This is a genomic window from Caldivirga sp. MU80 (assembly GCF_001663375.1).
In the GTDB taxonomy this organism is placed as follows: Archaea; Thermoproteota; Thermoprotei; order Thermoproteales; family Thermocladiaceae; genus Caldivirga.
Genome location: NZ_LCTF01000051.1, coordinates 1 through 8,585, shown reverse-complemented (window position 1 = coordinate 8,585; position 8,585 = coordinate 1). Strand labels below are relative to the sequence as shown.

The 8,585-nt window shown below is 48.2% G+C and carries 9 protein-coding genes and 2 pseudogenes; 9 read left to right on the top strand and 2 right to left on the bottom strand.

Features of this window, described 5'->3' with window-relative positions:
* Nucleotides 1-114, bottom strand: a pseudogene (locus AAX04_RS12625) (transposase); the annotation flags it as partial.
* A 184-nt stretch (nucleotides 115-298) separates the two neighbouring features.
* Between AAX04_RS12625 and AAX04_RS11060 the strand changes: the two are divergent.
* Nucleotides 299-1,303, top strand: coding sequence for a MoxR family ATPase (locus AAX04_RS11060; RefSeq protein ID WP_084761495.1), 1,005 nt, complete (start codon nucleotides 299-301; stop codon nucleotides 1,301-1,303).
* Nucleotides 1,304-1,380: 77 nt separating this feature from the next.
* Here the strand turns inward: AAX04_RS11060 and AAX04_RS12620 are convergent.
* Nucleotides 1,381-1,512, bottom strand: a pseudogene (locus AAX04_RS12620) (IS200/IS605 family accessory protein TnpB-related protein); the annotation flags it as partial.
* A 75-nt stretch (nucleotides 1,513-1,587) separates the two neighbouring features.
* Here AAX04_RS12620 and AAX04_RS11055 point away from each other — a divergent pair.
* The 8 genes from AAX04_RS11055 to AAX04_RS11020 form a co-directional block, all read left to right on the top strand.
* Nucleotides 1,588-2,151, top strand: a complete 564-nt coding sequence (locus tag AAX04_RS11055; RefSeq protein ID WP_066798249.1) for an exosome complex RNA-binding protein Csl4 — start codon at nucleotides 1,588-1,590, stop codon at nucleotides 2,149-2,151.
* Between the two features lie 45 nt (nucleotides 2,152-2,196).
* Entirely contained in the window at nucleotides 2,197-3,243 is a 1,047-nt protein-coding gene (locus tag AAX04_RS11050; RefSeq protein ID WP_066798243.1) for a V-type ATPase subunit, read from the top strand.
* A 38-nt stretch (nucleotides 3,244-3,281) separates the two neighbouring features.
* The gene (locus AAX04_RS11045; RefSeq protein WP_066798240.1) at nucleotides 3,282-4,466 is read left to right on the top strand and encodes a substrate-binding domain-containing protein; all 1,185 of its coding nucleotides are present in this window, start codon (nucleotides 3,282-3,284) and stop codon (nucleotides 4,464-4,466) included.
* Between the two features lie 55 nt (nucleotides 4,467-4,521).
* The gene (locus tag AAX04_RS11040) at nucleotides 4,522-5,439 is read left to right on the top strand and encodes an ABC transporter permease (RefSeq protein WP_066798239.1); all 918 of its coding nucleotides are present in this window, start codon (nucleotides 4,522-4,524) and stop codon (nucleotides 5,437-5,439) included.
* An 11-nt stretch (nucleotides 5,440-5,450) separates the two neighbouring features.
* Complete coding sequence (locus AAX04_RS11035; RefSeq protein WP_066798238.1) at nucleotides 5,451-6,473, top strand: ABC transporter ATP-binding protein; 1,023 nt, start codon at nucleotides 5,451-5,453, stop codon at nucleotides 6,471-6,473.
* Between the two features lie 23 nt (nucleotides 6,474-6,496).
* Complete coding sequence (locus AAX04_RS11030; RefSeq protein WP_156519836.1) at nucleotides 6,497-7,657, top strand: MFS transporter; 1,161 nt, start codon at nucleotides 6,497-6,499, stop codon at nucleotides 7,655-7,657.
* Between the two features lie 23 nt (nucleotides 7,658-7,680).
* Complete coding sequence (locus tag AAX04_RS11025; protein ID WP_066798234.1) at nucleotides 7,681-8,178, top strand: signal peptidase I; 498 nt, start codon at nucleotides 7,681-7,683, stop codon at nucleotides 8,176-8,178.
* A gap of 123 nt (nucleotides 8,179-8,301) precedes the next feature.
* The coding region (locus AAX04_RS11020; protein WP_156519835.1) for a hypothetical protein at nucleotides 8,302-8,585 on the top strand (284 nt) is incomplete at its 3' end.

Genomic DNA, 8,585 nt, shown 5'->3' with positions numbered 1-8,585 from the left:
GTCCACCCACCGTAGGGTATTGTAAACCTCGCACACCAACCGCAACCGGGCCTTTAACACCCTCAACGTTTGTTCATCAGCATAAGCCCTAAACCGAAACCCCACGGTGGGCATTAAGAGAACATTTGAAAAAGAGGCATTTAAATGTAACTACAAAGGGGCTATCCACCCCCGCCCTGAAGGGCGAGGTTTTCCGCCCCCTTTGAACCCCCTTTTCTATAAAGCTTCGTAACCTTCAATGCAATTAACACCCCTAGCCTGAGTGAGGTTTTTAATTGGCTGTTTTAGGAGAATGCCGATGCAAAATAGCGTTAAGGGTATGTTTGGATCATTACCCACGTTATCCAGTCTACTTAAGCGTGATACCGTTAACATGGAGGCTAAGGTGGTTAAGGCGATTAGGGAGAGGGGGGTTGGCAACATACTTAAGGCCCTTGAGTCGAGTCTTAAGGGCCTCGGTGAAGCCACGATTGATGTGCTCAGCGGCTTATCAGTTGGGAGGCACGTAATGATAATGGGGCCTGTGGGTGTTGGTAAGACCACGTTGGCTGAGGAGATAGCCAACATACTTGCGCTTGACGATCCACCTTACATTGAGGTGGCTTGCCACAGCCACATGACTGCGACGGAGTTGACGGGTGACATTGACATAGCCGTTGCCCTACAGGCCGGCCTAGACCACCCACTGGCCTACATACCAGGCCCCTTGGTTTTATCCCACGGCAGGCTGCTCATAATGGACGAGATAAATAGGCTAAACCCATACAGCCAAGCCTCGTTGCTGCAGGCCCTGCAGGAGCACTACGTCTTCATTAGGGGTTTTAGGATAAGGAGTGACTTCCTGATGATAGCCACCTCTAACCCAGCTGAGTACTCAGGCGTTTATGAGCTTAGTGAGGCCTTGGCCGACAGGATGAAGGTTGTTGAGATCCACTACCCCGATAGGGAACTGCTTAAGGCTATACTGGAGTGGAAGGCTAACCTAACCCTAAGCCACATTGGCGTTAAGGTACCCAGCATGCTCACCGATGTTTTAACCAACTTCGTAACCCTCATAAGCCAGGACGGAATGATTGAGGTCTCCCCAAGCATAAGGGCCTCAATATACGCCCTAGCCAACACCATGGCCAGGGCGTGGATTGAGAGGAGGGAGCCAACCCTAGGTGACCTTAAGAGGGAGGTCATAGCAAACATGGCGCATGTGATTAGGGGGAATTTCTCAAGCGAGACTGAGAAGAGGGATTACCTAACCCGCAAGTTTGATGAGGCAGTGGTGATAAGCAACAGGTTGAATAGGCGCTAGCGTGTTTTTACCCGGTGTGGCTTGTCCTTGCTTTTAATCACTTCTAATTGTGCCATGGGTACCCCTCTTGAGGGTTAATATACAGTCACCCTCAGGTCATTGGGGTTGGTTGAGGGGAACACCACCACCCTCCCATCCACCCTTCTCATGAGGTTAAGAGGGGCAATTGCATCCCCCTCCAGCAGTACCTACCCATCATCCAGGTACCTAAGGGTGGTTAACCGTTGAAGGAGGTTAGCACGTTAGGGTTAGTGTTATTAATGGTTAACCGGTGGGTTGGGTGAATGCAAACCGGCTCTGGAGATAGGGCTATTGTGGCTCCTGGTGAGGAGCTTGGGGTTGAGGAGGAGTACCTACCTGGCGATAACGCCTACGTGGACTCAGGATACGTTAAATCAATGGTTCTTGGGGTTGCTGAGTGGGATAGGGTTAACCACGTGGTTAACGTTAGGCCCCTTAAACTCAGCCTAATTAGGCCAGGGCAGATAGTCTACGGTAAAGTGTACTACTTCCCCAATGATAAGGTTGCCATGGTTAGGATATTTGCTGTTCAGCAGCAGGATGGGGTCAGGAGGATTCAACCTGAGACTGGAATCCTCTATGTAGCCTACGCCTCGGAGGAGAGGATAGGCACCGTTTACGATGCCGTTGGTTTAGGCGACCTGGTTAGGGCTAGGGTCCTGTCAAGTAAACCACCATACCACATAAGCCTAAGGGGCCCGCTACTGGGTGTTGTAGAGACCAGGTGCCCCCAGTGTAGGGCTGTTATAATACCAAGTTCAACCGTTAGTAGGTTAACGTGCCCAGTCTGCGGATTCACCTTCAGGAGGAAGACGGCCCCATCATGAGTCCTCTGAATAATGCTTAATAAACTACAATTTTAATGGGACTTAATGTGGGTTGTTAAGAACCCCTACATTGGCCCCAGGATTAGGGGTGTTAAGGCTAGGTTAATTTCAATGGATCAGTTGAGGAACCTAGTCTTCTCAGCAAGCATTGATGACTTCGCATCCTCACTGGCGCAAACCTCATATAGGGCAGTGGCGGAGAAGATAACTAAGGAGACACCGCCCAACGTGGTGTCTGAGTTGATAGAGGGGTTAGTCATAGGTGAGTTGTGGGGTATGGCATCGACAATGCCTGGTGAGGTTAAGGATGTGTTGAGGCTGTACCTGCTTAGGCATGAGGTGGACAACATTAAAACCATCATTAGGTTAATGCTGTCTGGCCAATACAGCCGTGAAAGGGCTGAGAAGTCCATAAGGTGGTTTATTGAGGATGCGTTAGGCAGGAGGTTCATCCTAGGTGACTTATTGAACGCAAATAACATTGATGAATTGACTAGCCGCCTAACAGCCCAGCGCCACCAATCCGGTGATTACCTGGTTAAGGCGATGGATATAGTTAGGAATAACCCAGGCTTTGATGAGGTTATCTACGAAACAATGCTTGATAGGTCATGGCTTGAGCCGCTTACGAAGGCCCCCAACCCAATTAAGGAGGTTTCAGAGTTCATGGTCAATTTCTACAACATAAACGTGGCCCTTAGGGGTAAACTGTGGGGTGTCCCTATTCAAGTGGTTAGGGCTTTAATGATACCAAGTGGCCTTGGACCTGAGCTTGAGAGGAGGTATCAGGAGGATGTGCCTAGGCTTCTTGAGTACCTTGCAGGTGACCCCATAGTGTCACCAATATTGTCAAGCGGCTTCAATGAACTGGGTGATGTGGTTAGGTACCTGCACGTTTCCTACTTCACGGCCTACAGGAGGTTTGCGCTATCAATATTCAATGAAGGTACTGAGTTCTCACCGGCCTCGGCATTGGCTATGGTGCATTTAAGGGACCTAGAGGCTCAGGTCTTATCATCAATATACAACGTGGTTTGGAGCAACGCCCCCAGGAACATTAGGGAGAGAATGTACCTGATTCTCATATCATAGGGTAAAGTTTTTAAGCGTTATTATTTTGCGGATAACGCATGGTCTCAGGTAAGATATTAGCCGTGGCAGTAATGGTTGCATTGGTGGTTGGAGTGGCAGCAGGTTATGGGGTGGCTATTGCACATACGCATGCAGCCACGTACACCACCACGGTCACCTCCACCACAACGACGACTGTTACGTCAACTTCAGTATCAGCAACTACGCCCACACCATCAACGCAGCCATTTGTGGTTGGCGCTGCAGGTACCTTGAAGTTTGCCTTCACAGATGTGTTAAATGTAATGAAGAGTATGTACCCAAGTTTAACAATAGGTCAACCATACTTTAAAGGTAGCGGTGAGGTAGCGGGGTATGAGCTCACTACTAATCAACTTAGTGTAATTGCCTCAGCTGACACTACAACTATACCGAGCGTCCTATTTACTCACAACTACACGGACTATGAGATAGCCTTCGGGATAACGCAAATGGTCATAATAGTTAACTTAAACACGACAGCTGGACAGGAGGTTTATAATCTCTGGAAGGAGGCCCAGGGTTATGTGCCATTATCAGCCCAGTGGAATGACACCTGGAGGAGAATATTCACCATAATAGCCTTAAACTCAAGTACTATTGTTGGGGTCTCTAACCCATTCACTGACCCATCGGGTTACCAAGCCATGTGTATGGTTAAGTTAGCTGGTTTAACATTCTTCAACAATGCCTCATATCTATTTGACGCAATCTACGGCCACTCGGGTAAGTACATGATGAGGAACACTGAGGTTGACCTACTCACATTGATGAGTGCTGGGCAAGTTCAATTCATACTATCAGCCTACACCAGTAATGCAATACCCCAGACCCATATCTACAAGGGCACAGCTTACATAACGTTACCACCCATGGTTAACCTAGGTAACTTAAGCTATGTTAACTACTATCACCAGGTTAACGTTACTTGGACTGAGGTTGGTGAGACGAGGACCTTCATCTGTAACCCAGTGGTCTACACGGCTACGATACCTTACAATGCCCCTAATCCAACAGCCGCATTATACTTCCTACTACTGCTATACAGCCCAACAGGTCAAAGGATACTTGAGGAGAACGGTATTCAACCTATAGTACCTGGAATTGTCTATGGGAATTACGACAGTGTACCAGCTGCATTAAGGCCATTCACGGCGCCTGTTAGTCAATACCCACAGTATGCCTCAATATTCCCGGTGCGTTAAGGGATGCTCAGCGGTTCATTGTTTATTTAAAAGGTACCTTATTCCCGTGTTGGGTATGGTTTATGCAGGTGAACTACCGCTTAGAGTGGCGCTTGCGGTGTCCATACTCATACTCCTACTTCTCATAGTCTACCCAATCGTACTTCTAATCACACTTGGTTCAGCTCAACTGGCATCAGCCCTCTCAGTGGGTAGCTTCATTGATGCAATTGAGGTTACGGTAATAATGTCGACCCTATCAGCCCTCGTGGCCATTGTAATGGGAACCCCCTTAGCATACCTACTGGCCCGTTATGAATTCCGCTTTAAGCAAATCCTCGACTCAATAATAGACATACCGATAATGGTGCCGCACATAATAGTGGGTATAATGATTGTCCTCGCCTTCGCGTCCAGGTACAACATCATCTTCAACACATTAAACCTAATAGCCCACAAATTAATGTTAATTGATGCCGCATTGTCAAGGTATGGTCTACTTCATGCTTTACTATCACCTGTGTTAAATGCCCTGGTTAACCTCTTGACGGGCATCACGGGTATTAGATTCGTGAATACCCTGTGGGGCGCTGTGGCCGCCGTTGCCTTTCTATCATCAACATATTACATTAGGGTTGTTGAGGCTGCAATATCAATGGTTAACCCTGAAATGGAGATTGTGGCTAGGACCCTAGGGGCTAGCCCAAGTAGGGTATTCATATCCATAACGCTACCCAAGGTGTGGAAGGCTATGGCCAATGGGGCTCTCCTTTCATGGGCCAGGTCAGTATCTGAGGCTGGGGCCCTATTCATAGTGGCCTACAGCATCTACTTTAACGGTAACTATATTTACCCTGCATCGGTTTACATTTATGAGAGTTACGTGGGTGTTGGGCTTGCTAATGCTGTTAAATACTCCGCGGCGCTGTTAATCATAGTTCTTATAATATTCGTGGCCTACAGGGTTGCCCTAGGCATTAGGAGGGGTGGTTAGGGTTGGATGCCGTGAGACTTATTAACATCGAGTTGAGGATTGGTTCATTTAAACTGGGCCCATTATCAACCTCCATGGCTAATAGAACTTATAATGTGATCATGGGCCCCACAGGTAGTGGTAAATCAACCCTACTTAAGGTTATTGCGGGGGCTTATAGGCCTAATTCAGGATCGGTAATAGTGGATGGAGTTGATGTTACTAATAAGCCACCTGAATTAAGGGGGATTGCCTATGTCCCACAGGGTTACGCGCTCTTCGATCACATGACTGTCTACGGGAACATTGAGTATGGCCTTAAGGTGAGGGGGATGCCTAAGTCAATTAGAGCCCGTGAAGTCTATAGAATAGCTGAGGACTTGGGGATAGTTAACCTACTCAATAGGAAAGTTAATGGGCTTAGCGGTGGTGAGAGCCAGAAGGTTGCCTTAGCCAGGGCACTTATTGTTAGGCCAAGGGTGCTGCTCCTGGATGAACCAATGTCCATGATGGATGTGAGCACGAGGGAAAGCCTAATACCAACACTCAGGGAGATACCGAGGAAGTACGATACAGTGGTCATTCACGTCACCCATGATAGGGATGAGGCCTATGCCTTAGCTGACAAGGTGACAATCATCAACAATGGGCAGTTGATTGAGGAGGGTGAACCTGAGGAGGTCTTCACAAGGCCTAAAAGGCTATTCACAGCCCAGTTCGTAGGCTTCACAAACATAATCCCAGCTAAGGCGGTTAAAACACAAGGCGGATCCATGGTTCATATTGGCGACTTAACGCTGCACTCAAGCGAGTGCGTTGAGGGCAACGTCTACGTCTGTATAAGGCCCGAGTGGTTTAATGTCACTAATGAAGGGGGGTTAAACGTGATTGAGGGTACGGTACTAGACGTTGAGAGGGGTAGGATGGGGTATAGGGTTAGGGTAAGCGCTGGTGGGGTTACCTTCAACGCCGTGGTTCAGTCTAAGTTAAGTAGTGGGGATGCGGTTAAGTTGTCAATACCTCCAGACATGGTTCATTTAATACCGGCATATTAGGGGTGCTGCTTTAATAGGCTTAGGTGGGTGCGTGCGTGATGAGGAGGGGCTTCATAATAGTACAGGGGCTGCTGCCGATGATGCTGATATCGGTCTACCAGTACAGTTGGAACCTACTCATGAAGCCGCTGATGAATAGCCTTAACGTTAACCTACCTGTAATCCAAGTATCCTACTCGCTATTCGTCCTATTCTCAACCATATCCCAAGTGTTGGGTGGTTACATTGCGGATAGCAGAGGCCCCAGGTTAATTGGGGTGATTGGTGGTGCATTGGCTGGTCTAGGAATAATTACTGCATCAATGGTGAGCAACATTGCCCAGTTCTACATACTTTGGTCCATTGGGAGCATTGGTGTTGGTTTCGTCTACGGGGTTTCAATAAACCTGGGGGTTAAGTGGTTCAGTGGTTCGAGGGGTTTGGCAACTGGCTTGATAAACATGGGGTTTGGCATAGGTGCTTCACTATTTAACCCAGCAATATCAATCCTCATATCCCGTGGCGAATACAAGTTCTCCATGGTTTTACTGGGTGTGTTAATGCTCATAGTGATAATGCCGCTAATGGCCACGGCTAAGTATCCCCCCACCTCGACTAAGCGTATTAGGTTTAGTGAAATACCGCCGGGCTTCTGGCTTATATTAGCATCATTCTCATTAATGGGCATACCCCTTCAACTGGCTTCCTCAAGCTTATCCGTGATAGGTGAAGGCTACGGTTATCTAATAGTGGCGGCGGCATCATCACTGTTGCCATTGTTCAGCGGCATTGGTAGGCCAATAATAGGTTCAATTTCGGATAAGCTGGGTAGGAGGAGGACTATACTGGCGGTGGGTCTAGTTCTCACGGTGTTTACCATGATTTTGGCGATACGTTCACCCATAGCCTACATAACATCTACGGTTGCCATAGGCATCCTAGGGGGTTCGCTTATAACGCTCTTCGCATCGCTGATCGGCGATGAATACGGTATAGGGTCGTCAACGTTCCTATTCGGCATACTGTACAATGGTAAGTTCGTATCAGCCTTAATAGGCAGTGTGGCCTTTGCCGAATCAGTGGAGTTCATCAAAGTGGGCGGTTCCTTAATACTTGAATCCGCCCTAACCCTACTATCAATGCTACCATTCGTCCTATTTATGAGGACTACTTCAAGTAGAGTCAATTATTTAGAAAATGCTTAATAATGCGTGGGGATGAGGCCTGTATGGACCCGGATAAGGCATTAGGCGTGGTGGGTTACGTGGTCTTAACCGTGGTGTTGGTTTACCTGGTGCTTAGCGTGATGGGTATTGTTAAGATACCGTGGGCCACAGTGGGGGGTTTCAGCATGGAGCCAACCCTCGAGGCAGGTACCCTGGTTGTGCTGTGCCCAGTGCCCAGTAACGTCACATCACTCCTTGGGCACGTGGTGGTCTACGACCACTATGGCGAATACATAATACATAGGGTGATAGGTGTGTACCCATCAGGGGACACGTACTACATAGTCACCAAGGGTGATGCAAATCAGGTTGCTGACCCATGGGAGACCCCTGTTAACCAGATTTATGGTGCCGTGTGCCTAGGCGTGCAGTACATTGGCCTAATAACCCTCACATTAAGGAAGCCACCCACTTTGATACTAGCCATAGTGGTACTATTGGTGCTTTGGCTGGTACTAGATGAGGCTGAGAAAAGGGTAAACAGCCGGGATGCGCCATAGGGTTAAGCCCTTCACCTTCTTCTAAGCAATATCAGTACTACCGCTGCAGCGATAACTACCACCGCTACTATTGATCCTGCTAACGCCGCTGATGATAACGATTCAATAACCATCATGGTGCTTATGGTTGTTAACGTCAAAACGCTGGTTGAGGTGGTCGTTGAGGTTACTACTGATGTTGACTCAACAGTTGAGGTAGTTGTCGTGGTGGTCGTGCTGGTCTCCATTACTGTGCTGGTCACCGTGGAGGTGACCGTGGTTACGGTGGTTGATGTGACCGTAGCCGTGGTGGTGATGGTTTTAACAGCTGTAGTGGTGGTTACAGTGTGGATTACTTGGGAAGGTGTAGTCAGTGGTATTACGGCTAGGTATATTGAACTCGTACCATTCTCAAGGTTTTCAAGCAT

Bases quoted from the DNA above. Each gene is read 5' to 3' on its own strand.
- AAX04_RS11060 (WP_084761495.1), top strand. From the start codon at position 299: ATGCAAAATAGCGTTAAGGGTATGTTTGGATCATTACCCACGTTATCC.
- AAX04_RS11055 (WP_066798249.1), top strand. From the start codon at position 1,588: ATGCAAACCGGCTCTGGAGATAGGGCTATTGTGGCTCCTGGTGAGGAG.
- AAX04_RS11050 (WP_066798243.1), top strand. From the start codon at position 2,197: ATGTGGGTTGTTAAGAACCCCTACATTGGCCCCAGGATTAGGGGTGTT.
- AAX04_RS11045 (WP_066798240.1), top strand. From the start codon at position 3,282: ATGGTCTCAGGTAAGATATTAGCCGTGGCAGTAATGGTTGCATTGGTG.
- AAX04_RS11040 (WP_066798239.1), top strand. From the start codon at position 4,522: ATGGTTTATGCAGGTGAACTACCGCTTAGAGTGGCGCTTGCGGTGTCC.
- AAX04_RS11025 (WP_066798234.1), top strand. From the start codon at position 7,681: ATGGACCCGGATAAGGCATTAGGCGTGGTGGGTTACGTGGTCTTAACC.